The 16,204-nt window shown below is 46.3% G+C and carries 18 protein-coding genes; 6 read left to right on the forward strand and 12 right to left on the reverse strand.

The genetic code is table 11. From position 1 onward, the window contains the following. Window positions 1-32: 32 nt before the first annotated feature. From V7723_RS11815 to V7723_RS11830, 4 genes are all read right to left on the reverse strand, one after another. On the reverse strand, window positions 33-1,022 hold the full coding sequence (locus V7723_RS11815) for a DctP family TRAP transporter solute-binding subunit (RefSeq protein WP_443024221.1): 990 nt from the start codon (window positions 1,020-1,022) through the stop codon (window positions 33-35). Between the two features lie 187 nt (window positions 1,023-1,209). Further along, window positions 1,210-1,911 carry a DUF899 domain-containing protein gene (locus V7723_RS11820; protein WP_335684679.1) on the reverse strand — a complete coding sequence of 234 codons (702 nt, stop codon included), beginning with the start codon at window positions 1,909-1,911 and terminating at the stop codon, window positions 1,210-1,212. A 28-nt stretch (window positions 1,912-1,939) separates the two neighbouring features. Then, window positions 1,940-2,407, reverse strand: a complete 468-nt coding sequence (locus tag V7723_RS11825; protein ID WP_335684680.1) for an SRPBCC family protein — start codon at window positions 2,405-2,407, stop codon at window positions 1,940-1,942. Further along, the gene (locus tag V7723_RS11830; RefSeq protein WP_335684681.1) at window positions 2,404-2,775 is read right to left on the reverse strand and encodes an ArsR/SmtB family transcription factor; all 372 of its coding nucleotides are present in this window, start codon (window positions 2,773-2,775) and stop codon (window positions 2,404-2,406) included. Before V7723_RS11830 ends, V7723_RS11825 begins: the two co-directional genes overlap by 4 nt. A gap of 163 nt (window positions 2,776-2,938) precedes the next feature. On the opposite strand from V7723_RS11830, the gene V7723_RS11835 reads away from it, so the two are divergent. Further along, entirely contained in the window at window positions 2,939-3,991 is a 1,053-nt protein-coding gene (locus tag V7723_RS11835; protein WP_335684682.1) for an alcohol dehydrogenase family protein, read from the forward strand. A gap of 41 nt (window positions 3,992-4,032) precedes the next feature. Here the strand turns inward: V7723_RS11835 and V7723_RS11840 are convergent, their stop codons facing one another. The 4 genes from V7723_RS11840 to V7723_RS11855 all read right to left on the reverse strand — a co-directional run bounded on the left by V7723_RS11840 (window position 4,033) and on the right by V7723_RS11855 (window position 8,115). Then, a complete protein-coding gene (locus V7723_RS11840) occupies window positions 4,033-4,449 on the reverse strand; it encodes a nuclear transport factor 2 family protein (protein ID WP_335684683.1) in 417 nt (138 codons plus the stop codon). A gap of 110 nt (window positions 4,450-4,559) precedes the next feature. Continuing rightward, window positions 4,560-5,519 (reverse strand): ribonucleotide-diphosphate reductase subunit beta, encoded by a 960-nt coding sequence (locus tag V7723_RS11845; RefSeq protein ID WP_335684684.1) that lies wholly within the window; start codon window positions 5,517-5,519, stop codon window positions 4,560-4,562. A gap of 48 nt (window positions 5,520-5,567) precedes the next feature. After that, window positions 5,568-7,427 (reverse strand): ribonucleoside-diphosphate reductase subunit alpha, encoded by a 1,860-nt coding sequence (locus tag V7723_RS11850; protein WP_443024222.1) that lies wholly within the window; start codon window positions 7,425-7,427, stop codon window positions 5,568-5,570. A gap of 505 nt (window positions 7,428-7,932) precedes the next feature. Then, the gene (locus tag V7723_RS11855) at window positions 7,933-8,115 is read right to left on the reverse strand and encodes a YdcH family protein (RefSeq protein ID WP_335684686.1); all 183 of its coding nucleotides are present in this window, start codon (window positions 8,113-8,115) and stop codon (window positions 7,933-7,935) included. A 134-nt stretch (window positions 8,116-8,249) separates the two neighbouring features. Here V7723_RS11855 and V7723_RS11860 point away from each other — a divergent pair, with 134 nt between their 5' ends. Next, a complete protein-coding gene (locus V7723_RS11860) occupies window positions 8,250-8,825 on the forward strand; it encodes a UbiX family flavin prenyltransferase (RefSeq protein WP_335684687.1) in 576 nt (191 codons plus the stop codon). A 2-nt stretch (window positions 8,826-8,827) separates the two neighbouring features. Here V7723_RS11860 and V7723_RS11865 read toward each other — a convergent pair whose 3' ends face one another. After that, entirely contained in the window at window positions 8,828-9,406 is a 579-nt protein-coding gene (locus V7723_RS11865) for a TIGR02444 family protein (RefSeq protein ID WP_335684688.1), read from the reverse strand. A gap of 177 nt (window positions 9,407-9,583) precedes the next feature. On the opposite strand from V7723_RS11865, the gene V7723_RS11870 reads away from it, so the two are divergent. Beyond that, window positions 9,584-9,793 (forward strand): YdcH family protein, encoded by a 210-nt coding sequence (locus tag V7723_RS11870; RefSeq protein WP_335684689.1) that lies wholly within the window; start codon window positions 9,584-9,586, stop codon window positions 9,791-9,793. 36 nt (window positions 9,794-9,829) lie between these two features. Here V7723_RS11870 and V7723_RS11875 read toward each other — a convergent pair whose 3' ends face one another. Beyond that, window positions 9,830-10,555, reverse strand: a complete 726-nt coding sequence (locus V7723_RS11875; RefSeq protein WP_335684690.1) for a GGDEF domain-containing protein — start codon at window positions 10,553-10,555, stop codon at window positions 9,830-9,832. Window positions 10,556-10,748: 193 nt separating this feature from the next. Between V7723_RS11875 and purE the strand changes: the two genes are divergently transcribed. Together purE and V7723_RS11885 are read left to right on the forward strand one after the other, a co-directional pair. Further along, window positions 10,749-11,240: a 5-(carboxyamino)imidazole ribonucleotide mutase gene (gene purE / locus V7723_RS11880; RefSeq protein ID WP_335684691.1), complete on the forward strand. Its 492-nt coding sequence runs from the start codon at window positions 10,749-10,751 to the stop codon at window positions 11,238-11,240. 15 nt (window positions 11,241-11,255) lie between these two features. Beyond that, complete coding sequence (locus tag V7723_RS11885) at window positions 11,256-12,344, forward strand: 5-(carboxyamino)imidazole ribonucleotide synthase (RefSeq protein WP_335684692.1); 1,089 nt, start codon at window positions 11,256-11,258, stop codon at window positions 12,342-12,344. Between the two features lie 10 nt (window positions 12,345-12,354). Here V7723_RS11885 and V7723_RS11890 read toward each other — a convergent pair whose 3' ends face one another. Both V7723_RS11890 and V7723_RS11895 read right to left on the reverse strand, forming a co-directional pair. Further along, a complete protein-coding gene (locus tag V7723_RS11890; protein WP_335684693.1) occupies window positions 12,355-13,086 on the reverse strand; it encodes an SDR family oxidoreductase in 732 nt (243 codons plus the stop codon). Between the two features lie 115 nt (window positions 13,087-13,201). After that, the gene (locus tag V7723_RS11895) at window positions 13,202-14,812 is read right to left on the reverse strand and encodes a SulP family inorganic anion transporter (RefSeq protein ID WP_335684694.1); all 1,611 of its coding nucleotides are present in this window, start codon (window positions 14,810-14,812) and stop codon (window positions 13,202-13,204) included. A gap of 173 nt (window positions 14,813-14,985) precedes the next feature. On the opposite strand from V7723_RS11895, the gene V7723_RS11900 reads away from it, so the two are divergent. Next, complete coding sequence (locus tag V7723_RS11900; RefSeq protein WP_335684695.1) at window positions 14,986-16,203, forward strand: cytochrome P450; 1,218 nt, start codon at window positions 14,986-14,988, stop codon at window positions 16,201-16,203. Window position 16,204: the final 1 nt, after the last annotated feature.

The following is a 16,204-nucleotide window of genomic DNA, read 5'->3' on the forward strand; positions in this document are numbered from 1 at the left end:
GCACCCCTCAATACCGGTCTGCAAAAGGTGTCTTAGTTCATATTGAACTTTTGGGCTGCCATAATGTTGTCCTTGCCAACATCACCTTCGAAACGTGTCCAGACCGGTTTCATAACATCTACCCACATCTGGCGCTGCTCTGCGTTCAGCTGACGAACCACGCCGCCGGCATTCATGATTGCGTCTTTCGCATCATTATTAACTTTAGTTGATTCCGCGTTTCTGGTTTCCGTTACTTCCCGCAAAATTGTCGTCAATTGTGTCCGGGTGTCGTCCGGCAATCCATCCCAGAACTTCGTTGATGTCACGACAAGATAGTCGATGATACCATGATTGGTTTCCGTCGTTCCATCCTGAACTTCAAAGAACTTCTTCCCGTAAATATTTGACCAGGTATTTTCCTGTCCGTTTACAACGCCAGTCTGCAGAGCACCATAAACTTCAGAAAAAGCCATTTTTTGTGGAACGGCGCCCATTGCTTCGATTTCCGCTACCAAAACATCTGAGGACTGAACACGAAATTTCAGGCCTTTTGCATCACCAGGAACAAGAAGCGGCTTGCTCGCGGAAAACTGTTTCATACCGTTATGCCAAAACTCCAATCCGAGCAAACCACGCTTGACCATCGAGGTTTTCATCGCCTGACCTGTTTCAGAATTCTGGAATGCGTCAACTGCATTCACATCCTTGAACATGAAGGGTAGATCGAAAATTCGGAATTTTTTAGTGAACTTTTCAAATTTTGACAATGACGGCGCTGCCATCTGTACATCATTATTAAGCAATGATTCCAGGACTTTGTTATCATTGTATAAAGTAGAGTTTGGGTACACCTGCATGCAGGCTTTGCCATTCATCTCATCATTTACTCGCTGCTCCAACAATGTCGCGGCGATGCCTTTAGGATGTTTATCCGTATTTGTAACATGGCTAAATTTGATGACAATTTCACCAGGGTCGCATTTTGCATAGGCTGTAGAGCCAGAGGCGATTAATACTGCAGTTGCCGCGGCAACCAACATGGTTTTACGCATTGTTTATTCCTCCCAGAATATAATATATTTGCCAGTAATTACCGGCTTTTAGCGGGCGATGTTAGAAAATGGGCCCTTGGCACCATTCTTCACGAATTTGTTTACATTGCAACAAAATCTTATCCTAGGAGTTTATTCGCCGAAGCTATTTGATCTCGATCAATCAAAAACTTAATTAGTAGCTATCGTGTAAGCGCAACCAGGCCATCGTGTTATCCAGATTCTGCTCATCGCGTCCTTTCGGAACCATATCAAGAATGTTATAAGCGGTATTCATCATATCGAGCCCGCGACTATATGTGGAATAACTATGATAAATTCGCCCGGCCTCATCTTTTGAAAAAACACTGAATCCGGGCAGTTCGTCCATACCAACTGGGCCTAATCGATAATTATAGCTGGCACGCTTACTCGTTTTGTCCTCTTCCGTAAAAGAAACGTTATAATCAAAGTTAAATTGATTGTTCAGGGATGACACCCAGGGAAAGGACCAGCCCATGCGTTTCGAAAAGCTATTGATATTATCTAACGATGTTCGTGAAACAGCGACAAGAGATACGTCCCGCGCAGCTAAATGGGCGATCACGCCATTATAACTGTCTGCCCAAAAAGAGCAGCTTTTGCATCCTACCTCCCAATCAGGGCCATACATAAAATGGTAAACAACCAGCTGACCATGTTCACCGAACAATTGGCTTAGAGCCGTCGACCCGTCATTCGTGTCAAAAAGATAGTCTTCACCCACTTCAACCCACGGTAGCTGTTGTCGCATTTTGCTCAGCGCATCCCTCTGACGGGTGAATTCTTTTTCCTGAGCAAGGAGCGCTTTGCGGCTCTTTAGCCATTCCTCGCGATTTACAATTGTGGCTGTTGTCATAACTGTCTCCTATTCTACGTATCTTGCTTTAAACCATTACCTCTTCAAGGCAACCGAGGCTGCTTGTCCAACCAAAATTATGTGATTCCGCGGATTGCTTCGTTGGTAAGCCCGCGTGTGTCACCATTAGTTCAGTCTTTGATCCTTTCTCGACGAAATCGAGAGTAACTAATGTTTCGCAATACAGGCCCTCGGTCCCTTCGCAGGATTGATTTTCAAGCAGCCAGGTAAATGCCAACTGAGTTGGACGGTTTATAACCGTGTATTTTCCTTGATGTACAATGGGATCTCCTTCAGGCGGCTGCATCAAAAAATGGTAAGATCCACCAACCACTAAATCAATATCCGCGTTGGGAAGCGTAAATCCTGATGGCCCAAACCATTGCGCTACCAAAGCAGGATTTGTCCATGCATCAAATAGGCGATCTGCAGAGACGTGAAAAAGATGAGATAGGGTCAACGTATAGAGTTCCGGTTTCACAGCTTGTATATTCATTTCTTCCTCTTTCCTTGTTTGGGTTTCATGTCAGATTTTTTGACCTCGTTCTCAAGGAACGCTTCCAAAGCAGTAAATTTTTCTGCCCAGAAATCTCTGTAATGCTCAATCCAATTTACGGCAGCTTCGAAAGCTTCAGGCTCCAAACGACATTGTCGCACCCGGCCTTTTTTGTGCTGTGAAACTAGATTAGCTCGCGTTAGCAATTGGATATGCTTGGAAACGGCGGCAAGCGACATATCGAACGGCATCGCCAATTCACTCACGGATTGCTCGCCTTCCGCCAGTTTTTCTAGAATCGCTCTACGCGTCGGATCGGCCAGGGCCGCAAACGTCGCGTCCAAATTTTCTGTATTATATTCAACCATATTGTTGAATATATAGCTTTCAGCCTAATTGTCAACCATATGGTTGAATGATCTGTGCATTTATCCCTGCTAGTAGGAAAACTAGGCAATCACAAAAATAAAATATGCAAGGACAGCTCCATATGAGAATATTCCGGCAGACATAACTGTATTGGATTTTCCGATGATTGATTTACCAACGACGATGACAGGTGTTCTCATGACCGGACATGGTGGCCCTGAGAAATTAGAATATCGTAAGGATATCCCGCTTCCAGTTATGGGAAAACGAGACGTCTTGATACGAGTGGGCGCCGCTGGTGTGAATAATACAGATATTAATACACGTATCGGGTGGTATGCAAAATCTGACGGCAATACAGAGGATGCGAGTTGGTCCGGTGAAGCGTTGAATTTTCCAAGAATTCAAGGCGCCGACGTCGCGGGGGAAATCGTTGCCGCGGGATCTGAGGTCGACCAAAATCGTATTGGTGAGCGTGTCCTCGTTGAACCTTGTTTAACTGAGGTTGGCGGACAACAGCCGCCCCACCCTTGGTATTTCGGGTCCGAATGTAATGGTGGTTTTGCTCAATTTACCACCGTCGCCGCACGACATGCTTACAGAATTGATAGCGAACTCTCTGAAGTGGATCTCGCGTCTTTTCCCTGCTCATATTCAACTGCTGAAAATATGCTCACAAGAACATCGACATCTGCGGGCGACAGAGTCTTGGTCACGGGCGCATCAGGCGGCGTTGGATCGGCTACGGTTCAATTGGCAAAAGCCCGGGGTGCAGAAGTAATTGCCGTAACTAGCCCTTCTAAATCAAATGGATTAGTGGCCCTCGGGGCGGCCCAAACAATTGGACGGAACGAAAATTTAAAAGTGGCGTTGGGTGAAAATAGTATAGATGTCGTCATTGACTTGGTCGCTGGTCCTGCTTGGCCAAACTTGCTGGATGTTCTTCGCCCATTTGGTCGCTATGCCGTTGCCGGTGCCATTGCCGGCCCGTTAGTCGAATTGGACGTACGAACTCTTTACCTTAAAGATCTGAGTTTCTTTGGCTGCACGGTTTTGGACCCAAAGGTGTTTAAAAATCTCATTCGCCTCATTGAAACCAAGGCAATAAAACCTCTTGTCGCAGAAGTTTTTCCGTTGGAGAATATAGGAGAAGCGCAGACGGTGTTTCAATCGAAAAAACATACAGGGAAAATCGTTCTTCAAATCCCGAGTTAGCAAACGTCCTTTTAAAAATCGTCGAAAAGCCACCTCAGAAACTAGTTCTGATTAAGATGCTCCAATGCAATGCCAAACGCGGCTGAATCAGGAAATACTTGGTAACTCGCAATCCTGCCCTCTGCCATCGTAAAAATATTAACGACAACGGCCTTCGCTCTTTTTCCTGTGGCGCGAACCAGCCATTTTCCTTCAAGGACGACGATCACAGTGCTTCCGTCAATAAATGTCTCACGCGGGACGACGCTTTCAATTACCAAATGATCTGCAACAACGGACAGAAAATCCTGAAATCCTTCAAACCCTTCCCACACGCCACCCCACGGTAAAATATCGATCACATCATGATAGGTAACAATAATGTCTGCAGACACCACTTCCCTCATCGCATCTCGATCGCCAGATTTCATGGCGGAATAATAATTTGTCAGCGTAGCTTCTGTATCAGCACGAGACATACCCATCCTTAAAATTATTGTGAGAAACGAACATGTGCCAATAAGATTTTCAGCATTTGTAAGAAAAACAACGGCAAGTCACCGAACGAAAATTCTCTCAAATGGAAGAATCAATTAAAGGCGTCTTCCCAGTTACCTTTGGTTGCGGCTTTAGAGTATTCAGTCGCCCGATTTTCAAAGAAATTCGTGTGTTCAACGGCGTTCAAGATACTATCGAGCCAGGGAAGCGGATTCTTCGGGATCAAATAAATTGGATTCAAGCCTAACTGGCTAAGACGACGATCTGCAATATAGCGGATATAGCCCTTAATCTCGTCAGCTGTCATTCCTTCAATATCACCTTCGCCAAAAGCTAGATCAATAAAAGCGTCTTCATGATGGACGATCTCACGGCATGTTGCATATAAATCCTGTTGGAAATCGTCCGTCCAAACTTCTGGATTTTCCGACACAAAAGTCTTGAATAGCTTTATGATTGAATTGCAATGCAGTGTTTCATCGCGAACAGACCATGTTACAATCTGCCCCATTCCCTTCATTTTGCCCGTCCGAGGGAAATTGAGAAGAATAGCGAAACTGGCAAATAATTGCAGACCTTCCGTAAAGGCACCGAACACGGCCAATGTCTTGGCAATATCGGTATTGCTCTCTACATTAAACTGCTGCATGAAATCATATTTATCCTTCATTTCCTTATAATGAAGGAACGCAGAATACTCTGATTCCGGCATACCAATAGTATCCAAAAGATGCGAATAAGCCGCAATATGGACTGTTTCCATATTTGAAAAAGCTGCCAGCATCATCTGAACTTCTGTCGGTTTGAATACGCGGGTGTAGTGCCGCATATAGCAGTTATTTACCTCGATATCGGACTGCGTAAAAAACCTGAAAATCTGGGTCAGCAAATGACGCTCTGATTCAGTCAGGTTATTATGCCAATCCTTGACGTCATCCGCCAACGGGACTTCTTCAGGCAGCCAATGGATTTGTTGTTGCATCAACCAGGCATCATAACACCAAGGATAAGAAAATGGCTTGTAAACCGGTTTCGCATCAAGCAACGACATGGGCAGACTCAATTGTTAAAAAAGATCAAAAAAAGGAACGCTAGCCTGTTATTGGCAGGCTAGGCATTCTTCATAATCGGTGGTCTCACCGACATTTACAAGAGGCGATTTAGCGGCAACTGCCAGACTATCAGCCAGCTCTTTAAGTTCAGCCGGCAATTCTTCTTTCGTTGCAACTACTTCCGCGCGCTGCATGGATTTAGAGCGGCAATAATAAAGGCTTTTCACGCCCTGTTTCCAGGCTTGGAAATGTATTTGATGCAAGTCTCGCTTATGCACATCGGCTGGCAGAAAAACATTTACGGACTGAGATTGGTCAATCATTGGCGTACGGTCTGCAGCCAGCTCAATAATCCATCTCTGATCCAGCTCAAAAGCTGTCTTGAACACATCCTTTTCATGATCATCCAAGAAATCGAGATGTTGGACAGATCCTTCGCTCACGGTGATGGAACTCCAGATATCCTCGTTATCATGACCTTTTTCTGCAAGCAGAGCTTTCAAATGTGGGTTGCGGACGTTGAAAGATCCAGACAAGGTTTTATGGGTATAGCTATTTGCCGCCGCGGGTTCAATTCCCGGGCTGGCACCACCACAAATAATGGAGATCGAGGCCGTCGGTGCGACCGCTGTTTTATTGGAAAACCGCTCGTTAAACCCATAATCTGCCGCATCAGGGCATGCACCACGGAGATTAGCCAGCGATTTTGACGCAGCATCTACACCTGCCTGAATATGGCTGAATATCTTGTTGTTCCAGACTTTCGCCATAACAGATTCCAGAGGAACTCGTTTTGCCTGTAAGAAAGAATGAAACCCCATTACACCCAGACCAACACTCCGCTCGCGCATAGCGGCATATTTCGCTCGCGCCATTTCATCTGGTGCACGGTCGATGAAATCCTGCAGGACATTATCCAGGAAAAGCATAATGTCTTCGATGAAGCCATCTTGCGTTTGCCATTGGTCATATTTTTCAAGGTTTAGCGATGAAAGACAGCAGACTGCAGTCCGATCATTTCCCAAATGATCGATACCCGTCGGCAACATGATTTCAGCACAAAGATTGGATGTTTTCACGGACAAACCGGCCAATTTATGATGCTCTGGCACGAGGCTATTCACCCGATCATTAAAAATGATATACGGTTCACCCGTTTCGACACGCGCCGTCAAAATCCGGATCCACAAACTGCGGGCGCTTACGGTTCTAACAACGGCGTCATCTTTCGGGCTGGTTAGTCCCCATTCGCCATCTTCTTCAACGGCCCGCATAAATGCATCTGAGACAAGGATGCCATGATGAAGATTTGGTGTTTTCCTGTTCGGGTCACCGCCTGTTGGTCGGCGGATCTCAATAAATTCTTCAATTTCCGGATGAGAAACAGGAAGATAGACAGCAGCTGAACCGCGGCGCAGGCTGCCTTGGCTGATGGCCAATGTCAGACTATCCATAACCCGCATAAACGGCACTACACCAGACGTTTTACCAACGGCACCGACGCCTTCACCGATAGACCGCAAGTTCCCCCAATAGCTTCCGATGCCCCCGCCCTTGGATGCCAACCAGACATTTTCTGTCCATAAATCCACGATACCCTTCAAGCTATCGTTGGATTCGTTCAAAAAACACGAAATTGGAAGCCCCCGAGAAGATCCGCCATTACTCAAAATAGGCGTTGATGGCATGAACCATAATTTGCTGATATATTCATAAATACGTTGCGCATGAGCGTCGCCTTCTCCATAGGCGCTGGCAACCCGTCCAAATAAGTCCTGATAGCTCTCTTCAGGAAGCAAATACCGATCGGTCAGCACGGCCCTGCCGAAATCAGTCAAATACTTGTCGCGACTATGATCAATATGAACACGTGCACCGCCTTTGACCTGAACGATGTCTGTCAGCATATCAACCGTATCAAGCATCCAACTTACCCCTTCTTCTCGACTTATCAGTCATGACCTAATTTCAAATATTAGTCAAAAATTACAATATATCTGCCATATTTTTACAATAATTGCAGGATAGACAGCATGAACATCCCGAATATTGCGGTATTTCGCTATTTTGAGCTTCTTTGGCGAGTCTTTAACGTCCCCGAATTCGCGAATAGCCACTACATATTGTATAAATGTTCTTTCCGCGTCAACAACTTGTGGAAATACTTTGTAAAATAAATTTCTTGACGAATCGATAAACCATAGATCCGCTTTCGATTCAGTTCTTACGCACTCTTTACACACCAAATCGAGTTTCAATCAGGCAAGCTTAACAAGAGATCGTACAATTAAAATTCCACAAAAACTATATCAGTTATCTCAGTCTTTTAATCATTAAAAAAGGCGCTGAAATAATCTTCCAGCGCCTTGAACTTTAAGCTTGTCTTATAATCCTAATGGTAAGCCAATTTTCCTAATGAGCTGATTCAGATAACAAAGATAAACTCGATATTTTTTCCTTTATCCTGAGCTTCTCTCGTTTAAGATGACTAATTTGCACATGATCTGCAGACGGGCTGGCCATTTCAGTCTGAATTCTTTGTTCAATCTGGGTATGTTTTTCGGTCAGCTGTGAAACATGGTCTGCTGCGCTCATAGTATATCTCCTTAAGCTAAAAAAGACAGGACGCTGGTGTACCAGCGATGGACAACTCTATGTTACAGATTTATGAAGCAACATGATATGTTTCAATAGCTCGCGACTTTTTATTTTTACGAAAGCTGGACGAAATGACGGAAAACAAAAAGCTCATAATAGGTATTAGTGGCGCGTCCGGTGCGCAATACGGTATTCGCTTCCTGGAAGCCTGTCAGGCCTTAGACCTGGAAACCCATCTGGTCATCAGCAAGGCTGGCGAAATCACGATTACTCAGGAAACAAAATACTCTGTCGCCGATGTCAAAGCACTGGCGACTGAGACCCATAACTCGATGAATATAGGGGCGAGCATTGCATCTGGATCTTTTAAAACGAACGGTATGGTCGTTCTTCCTTGTTCTGTCCGTTCAATGTCGGAGGTTGCAACCGGAGTGACCAGCAGCCTATTGACTCGCGCTGCAGATGTTACTTTAAAAGAACGCCGCAAGCTTATAATAGCAATTAGAGAAACACCTTTTCATACGGGTCATCTTCGAACCATGACACAGCTTTCTGAGATGGGCGCTATCATCGCACCCCCTGTCCCGGCATTTTACACCCGACCTCAATCCGTGAATGATATCGTTGATCAATTTGTAGGGCATGTCCTGAATTTACTCAGCATTGAGAATTCATTGTCGAAAACTTGGACTGGTTTGGGAAAGTAAACTTACGCCGTTACTAATGGAAAAAACAAATCAGTATATTTTGGATTCGCAGCAGGAAACGATTCTTGCCATATGACCAATAAGGCCGCACGGTCTTCATTATTGATATCTTCAATCATCCGGTCCAAATAAGCCTGTAAATTAGCAGCAGCTTCCTGCCCCCTCTCCTGCATATCAAACGAACCAGTCGCCGGTCGTACCACGATCTCGCTCAGTATCTGAATTTCCATATGTTCGGAGTATAATTCACTTTCTGAAACAACGCGCCCCAATTCAGCACCAAGCCTGCCGTCGGCGGGTGCGATAGGACCCTTTAGAAATCGCCGCACATGCCGTAACGGAGCGACGACTTGGGATTGCCATACAATACCGGCATCAATACCAGCGGTCATTTCTTCTTCGGTCATTGCCCCGCGTCCGCTGGCAGCAACCCAAATGCAGAAAAGAATCAAATTAACGTCCAGGCCACGCCGATCCTGAAGACTGAGACAGGCTTCTTCGACATCTTGCGAGCTGTAAAGTTTAGCTGCATAATCCCACAACTGGCTCGGAGGAAATGACGCTGAATTATATATAGCCAAAATCGCAAACTCCTGAAGAGCGTTCGGAAATGAATAATCGCCGCACATAACGTGCTGAGGCTAGGCTTATATCCTAAAAAGTGCTAAAATAGGGTTGATATTTATGCTAATGGCTAAGAAGACTAGCATATCTTTGACCCTTGCTGGAAAAATCGTTGCCGGAGCAGCTGTAATTACATGTCAGAAATAGACGAATACGAGCAACTTAGAATGAGGTTGGCCCACTTAAAAGCGGAACATGGAGATCTGGATTTGGCTATTGATGCCTTAATTTTATCCGGTAATTACAATACCTTACAGCTTCAGCGTCTCAAGAAGCGCAAATTGGTATTAAAGGATCAGATTTTCTCCACGGAAAATGCGCTTCTACCAGATATCATCGCTTGATATGGCTTCCAAGCACGGCTCTTAGACACTTTTTTACTATGAAAAATCTGACTTTTTATTTTCATACATAGCGGCATCCGCTGCGTTGAGTGCTTGTTCCGCATTGCTTCCCGATTGGATAGGAACAACCCCTGAAGACAGCCCAACCGTCAGGGTTTCATCATTCCAGACGATTGGTTGCTGCTGAAACAACAATGGAATACGATTTATCAATATGCGAGCGCTATCTACGTCAGTGCGCGAAAGAATGAGGCCAAACTCATCGCCTCCTAATCGTCCGACAATATCTGTATCCCGGACACTATCAACCAGCCGTTTAGCAACTTGGGACAGAACAGCGTCCCCGGCTTCATGTCCTAAGTTATCGTTGATTGCTTTAAACTTGTTCAAGTCTATGTAGACAAGGCTCGCTTCCGTTTTATACCGCTCCACTGAGGCTTGCACCCGGGTGAGTTCACGTACAAATGCTCTTCGGTTATAAATGGGAAGCAGTGGATCCTGATCCGCTAACTGCTCTGTATCGTTGAGACGCCGATTAACCTGACCCAAGGATTGCCGTAAATTATCAACTTCTGCCATCAACGACATTATCGCGTCGCGAACGCGGGGGGTTAATTCTTCTTCCGGAATGCCCAGGACAGATGTTGTATCGTTTATTTCACGCGGTGGCGATCCGGATGACGGTGTACTTTGTACGCCTGATTTGGTGGCTCTGCTCGACCGGTCAGATGCGCGCGATGCGGTTGTTGAGCTAATTTTCACGAATATACCTAACTGCTACATACCCAATAACAAATTGAAGAATACGGTATTTAAAATCAAAACTCAAAAGAATCTATTATAAAAATATGATTTAAAATCTACTCAAATGTTATGGAACGCTTTACTTGCGTCTTTTTGAACCTTGCCTATAATCCGCCCCTTCAAAAACAGTCCTTTATTTCGGAAATTTTCAATGACTACGCAAGACATCTGTATCGGTATTATCATGGGGAGCCAATCAGATTGGGAGATCATGAAGAATGCCGCCGAAACATTGACAGCATTGGATATTCCGTTCGAGACGAAAATCGTTTCTGCCCATCGGACACCTGATCGGCTTTATGATTATGCGAAAGCTGCAAAGGACCGCGGCCTCAAAGTCATTATAGCCGGTGCCGGTGGGGCTGCCCATTTACCAGGAATGGCAGCTTCCATGACCCCTCTCCCGGTACTGGGTGTACCCATTGAGAGCAAGGCATTAAAAGGAATGGATAGCCTGTTATCTATTGTTCAAATGCCTGGCGGAGTTCCTGTGGGAACTTTAGCCATCGGCAAAGCGGGTGCCATAAACGCGGCACTACTTGCCGCTCAGATTCTTGCGCTCGAAAATGAAACATATGCGCGGGCCGTCAGAATCTGGCGGGAGCAACAAACTGAATCTGTTGCAGACGAACCCCATTCCTGATTTTAAGGATTTTCCATGACGTTGATCGCACCCGGTGGACATATCGGCATACTCGGAGATGGCCAACTTGGTCGAATGATGGCCCTGGCTGCTGCGGAAATGGGATATTTTGTTCATATCTTTGGCCAGGAAGAAAATAGTCCAGCCGCCCAAGTTAGTCATCGGTCAACAATCGCAGATTATAACGATAAAATAGCTTTGGAAGCCTTTGCCAACTCCGTTGATGTGGTCACGTTGGAATTCGAGAATATTCCAACTGACACTATTATGTTCCTCAATGATATCGTGCCAGTCCGACCCAGCCGGCAAGTATTGGAAGTCACACAAGATCGTTTATTGGAGAAAAGTTTTATCAATAATCTAGGCATCGGCACGGCACCTTTCGCCAATGTAGAAAGTATCGGGGAATTAACACATGCAGTGCAGCAAATAGGAACACCCGCTATTTTGAAAACCCGTCGCCTTGGTTATGACGGCAAAGGCCAAACCAAAATAGATCACGCGAGCCAGATTGATACAGCGTGGTCAGAAATGAAAAACGCCCCTTCGATTTTAGAAGGTTTTGTCAATTTTCGGCTGGAAATCTCCGTCATTGTGGCACGCAGCGCCAATGGAGATATCCAAACATATGTTCCTGTAGAAAACCGCCACAAAAATCATATTCTGGATATTACTCTGGCGCCGGCTAACATTTCGGAACCTGTAGCGAAACGGGCAGAAGAAATTGCGCAGACGATCGCAACGAAAATAAAACTCATCGGTCTTCTTGCCGTTGAAATGTTCGTAACGCTAGAGGACGATGTTCTTGTAAATGAACTGGCACCGCGCCCTCATAATTCCGGCCATTGGACAATCGAAGCTTGCGCCACCAGCCAGTTTCAACAAATCATCAGAGCGATCTGCGGATTACCACTCGGAAACCCGGTTCGTCATTCCAATGCAACCATGATAAACCTGATCGGCACCGACATAGATCAATGGTCGGATATTATAGACGACTCCAAAAACTCTTTTCACTTATATGGTAAAGCAGAATCTCGCGCCGGCCGAAAAATGGGCCATGTAACTAAGCTGTTGCCGTTGGATGAAAAACCGGAAATTTGAAATACAAAAGTTACGCCCAACCACCCGCGAAATAAAGTACCTGGCCTGTAATGAAGTTTGATTTATCAGACGCCAAAAACACCAAATAATCCCCCGCTTCTTCGCGCTTACCTAGACGGCCCAATGGAATCTGCGCCGTAATTTTCTTATACGCGGCCTCATTTTCAATAATTTCCTTCGGAAAATATGTCGGGCTTTCCACAAAATTCGGGGCCAGCGCATTCACCTGTATATTGTACCGACCTAGCTCCTTAGCCAGCGTTTGAGCCAAGGCATTTGTTCCGCCTCGCGCCGCTACATACATAGAATAATTTGGAATACCGTGTTTGGGTGCGGCAGAAGAGACAAAAATTATCTTGCCTTGTGACGCTGCTTTCATATGTTTCGAGGCTACTTTGGCATATCTGAAACCGCGCACCATCAAGGCTTCAATCGTTTCTCGAAAATCATCGATGCTGGCCTCGTCAATGGCCGCTTTCAATGCTGGAAACGCGTCATTATTGATCATGACATCCAGCCGGCCTTCCGCGGCGATAACATGTTCAACGATCGCCTCTGGTTCTTGCTCGGAAAGAGCTATGGCACCTGGCACTTCAGATTCGAATGAAGCCCGGCTATCGGCATCTTCGAAAGCAGCGTCTTGAGCGTATATTGTCGCCCCTTCAGCTGTCATCGCTTTCGATCCGGGGATTCCCAGAAAATGCATGGCATCCGTAATCAGGATAATTTTATTTTTAAGCATTATGTTGTCCCGAAAAAATGGGACTAGTTTATTCCAATCCCGCTATCGTATTTCGGAATCTAGAATACGGCCTCGTATGGGAAAGGCAAGATGGATCAACACTTGACCGATGAGATCAGTGACCTCCGCCCATCGGGCCTGTTTTAATTGAATATTCTACGGCCACGCCATAGTCAGGGTCATCATTGGAATCGACCATTAACTGACCTGCGCGATGCAGCAAGCGATGACAATCCCGGGACAAATGACGCAATTGAAGTGACTTGCCTTGCGCTTCATATTTTAACGCCAACGCTTCAATAGCTTGTAAGGCTGATTGATCTACAACGCGGCTATCCAAAAAATCAACGATTACCAAGTCAGGATCAGATTTAGGATCAAATATTTCACCAAAACCATCGGCTGAACCGAAGAATAACGGCCCATCAATTCGATACACTTTCGCGCCGTCATCATTGATTTCCGATCTAGCATGAATTCGCGTTGCATTGTTCCAGGCGTAAGTCAGGGCGGAAACTATGACTCCGACAATGACCGCGATAGCGAGATCGCTCAGGACAGTCACGGCCGTGACAAGAACAATGACCAATGCATCAGACATCGGGATTCGCTGCATGATACGAAAACTCTGCCAAGCAAACGTACCAATAACGACCATAAACATCACGCCAACGAGTGCCGCGAGTGGAATTTGTTCGATTAAACCAGACGCAAACAAAATAAAGGCAAGTAAAAACAAGGCTGCGGAGATACCGGAAAGCCGTGTTCGCCCACCAGATTTCATGTTGATCATCGATTGCCCGATCATGGCACAACCGCCCATGCCGCCGAAGAACCCGGTTACTGTATTGGCCACGCCCTGTGCAACACATTCCTGAGAGGCACCACCGCGCTTTCCAGTGATCTCTCCGACCAAGTTCAAAGTGAGCAGGCTTTCGATCAATCCAATTGCCGCCAGGATCAAGGCAAAAGGGAAGATAATTTTCAAGGTTTCGAGCGTTAGCGGTACCATAGGAATATGGAAAGCCGGCAATCCGCCCTGAATAGATGCAAGGTCGCCAACCCTCGGAACATCAATACCAAATGCAATAACGATCACCGCGACGATACCGATGCCGGCAAGCGGCGCGGGAATAGCTGAAGTCATCTTTGGAAATAGCCAGATAATTGCCATGGTCAAGGCGACAAGCCCCAGCATGATTGCCAGCGGGATACCGGTCATCCAGACTTTGTCACCATTTGCATCCAGAATCTGAAATTGTGTCAGCTGCGCCATGAAAATAACAATGGCCAGACCGTTGACAAATCCCAACATCACTGGATGTGGCACCAAGCGAATAAATTTACCCAACCGAAAAATACCTGAAAGAATTTGCAAGATACCCATCAAGACGACCGTCGCGAACAGATACTCAATTCCGTGCAACGCCACAAGCGACACCATGACCACCGCGAGTGCTCCGGTCGCTCCCGAAATCATGCCAGCCCGGCCACCAATGACAGCCGTGATTAACCCAACAATAAAAGCAGCATATAGACCGACCAAAGGATGAACGCCGGCAACGAAGGCAAAGGCTACCGCTTCAGGTACTAAAGCGAGGGCAACAGTTAAACCGGAGAGTAGTTCGATTTTCACGCGGTTGGGCGTAAATTTCATCAGATCGCCTGTATTTCGGCCCGTCCGGGCCAATCGGTCAGCGAAAGCGGCAAGCGTTGGCTTGATCAAAGAGTAATTCCATTTTTTCGGAGAGTTAATTAGTGGCTCTTCATAGACTAATGCACGCGTTAAGCAAAGCACTTGATGTGCAGCGCAGCAATCACGCCAAAAAAATTGACAACCTTTGGCAGGAACGACATCCTGATCCATAGAAAAATAATAAAACTCGAAAGGATCCGTTTATGACTCTTATCGAAGGCCATCGACCGATCGAGCCGCCGCAAGGCGTCGCCGTTTGGGATATCGATCCCTACGACACGGCTATTCTGACCGATCCAACAGACTATTATCACGAACTGCGTGCTCGCGGCCCTCTGGTTTATATCCCGAAATACCAAATCCTATGCTGCGGCCGATATGCCGAGATCAAAACTATTTTTAATGATTGGGAGCGATTTGTCTCCTCTCGCGGGGTGGGTCTGCAGGATTTTAAGTTGGACGAGCCCTGGCGACCGCCGAGCATCATTCTGGAGGCTGATCCACCGGATCATACAAAAACGCGTACGGTAATGGCCCGTGCCATGTCTCCTCGCGCTGTAAACCAGTTAAAGGAATTTTTTCAAAGCACTGCCAATGATATGGTTGACCGGCTTCTGCTGTTAGATAGTTTTGACGCCGTTTACGATTTGGCGGAAGCCTTTCCAACCACGGTGTTTCCAGAAGCCGTCGGACTACGTGAGGTCAACCGGCAACATTTGATCGACTATGGGGCCATGGTTTTCAACGCCCTTGGTCCGGACAATGCATTGCGCCAGCGTTCCCTTGCTATGGGCCCGGATATTGTACCCTGGCTGACAGAACAATGTAGGCGAGAGAATCTGAAACCTGAAGGACTTGGATCAACAATTTATGCCAGTGCTGATAATGGCGATATCACCGAAGAGGAAGCTGGGATGCTGGTGCGGTCCTTATTGTCTGCAGGCGTTGATACGACGGTGACCGGCATTGGAAGCGCCCTTTGGGTACTTGCTACCCATCCCGAAGAATTTGAAAAGCTTAAAGCGGACCCCTCGCTGGCCCGTCCAGCATTTGAGGAAACCCTGAGATATACTTCTCCTGTTCACACCTTTTGCCGGACGGCCAATCTGGATACCGATATCTCTGGCGTGCGAATCCAGGAAGGCACCAAAATCATCTGCTCCCTCGGTGCCGCAAATCTAGACGAGGAGCACTGGCCAAATGCTGACCATTTTGATATCAACCGGCGCCCTACAGGCCATTTGGCCCTGGGCACCGGTATCCACGGATGTGTCGGGCAAAATATTGCCCGTGCGGAAGCCGAGGCTGTTTTGACGGCCATCGCTCTTAAAGTGGATAAAATTCAATCGATGGGAGATGCAATCTGGCGCCCCAATAATTCTATTCACGGCTTGGACAGTTTTCCCATCAAATTTACCTGAA

Origin of the sequence: Sneathiella sp. (assembly GCF_036960985.1) — a bacterium.
Taxonomy (GTDB): Bacteria; Pseudomonadota; Alphaproteobacteria; order Sneathiellales; family Sneathiellaceae; genus Sneathiella.